The sequence below is a fragment of the Roseibium sediminis genome (assembly GCF_008711325.1).
Lineage (GTDB): Bacteria > Pseudomonadota > Alphaproteobacteria > Rhizobiales > Stappiaceae > Roseibium > Roseibium sediminis.
In genome coordinates this window covers 1-744 of sequence record NZ_VXDB01000097.1, presented here as the reverse complement: position 1 = coordinate 744, position 744 = coordinate 1, and the positions used below count along the sequence as shown (strand labels likewise).

The window sequence follows — 744 nt, the reverse complement described above, 5'->3', positions numbered from 1 at the left end:
CCCGGGATCGTGGCCAGCCGCTGACTGACCTCGCTCCTGCGATGCCAGGCTTGTATCTTGCTATCAAGTCCGACGATCTCGTCCTCCAGTCCCTCCATCTGCCGGACCAACGACAACAGCGCGACCCGTGCCACATCAGGAATGTCGAGGTGGTCTCCCTGAAGCTTTCCACACAGGTCGCGCAGCTTGTGCGCACCACGGGCCGCAACGATCCCGAATTCCGCCAGATGGGCACGTAGCGCGTTGATCAGCATGGTGCGCTGGCGGACCAGAAGGTCCCGCGCCCGATGCAGCATCAGAACCGCCTGCTGATCGGCGCACTTGATCGCGACGAAATGCATGTTCGGCCGGGTAACGGCTTCGCAAATCGCCTCTGCATCGGCCATGTCATTCTTTTGCCGCTTCACATATGGTGTGACGTAAGCGGGCGGGATCAGTCGCACTTCATGACCGAGCGCGGCAATCTCACGCGCCCAGTAATGGCTGGTGGCGCAAGCTTCCATGCCGATCAGGCAAGGCGCGAGACCCGACAACATGTCGAGGAACGCACCGCGCCGAACCTTCTTTCTGAAAACAATCTTGCCGTCAGCATCAACGCCATGAAGCTGAAAGACGGACTTGGCCAAATCGATCCCGAGTGTTGTAATTTGCATGTGGACAGCTCCTTCCCACTGTTGGGTTCAACAACGCCAACATGGCACATCACGATGCCGGATGGTGGAGCTGTCCACACCATCAACTTGT

At 58.9% G+C, this 744-nt stretch carries 1 protein-coding gene; it reads right to left on the bottom strand.

From position 1 onward, the window contains the following. Positions 1-653, bottom strand: a 653-nt coding sequence (locus tag F0155_RS23225; protein WP_150526937.1) for an IS110 family RNA-guided transposase, incomplete at its 3' end; no start/stop codon positions are given. Positions 654-744: the final 91 nt, after the last annotated feature.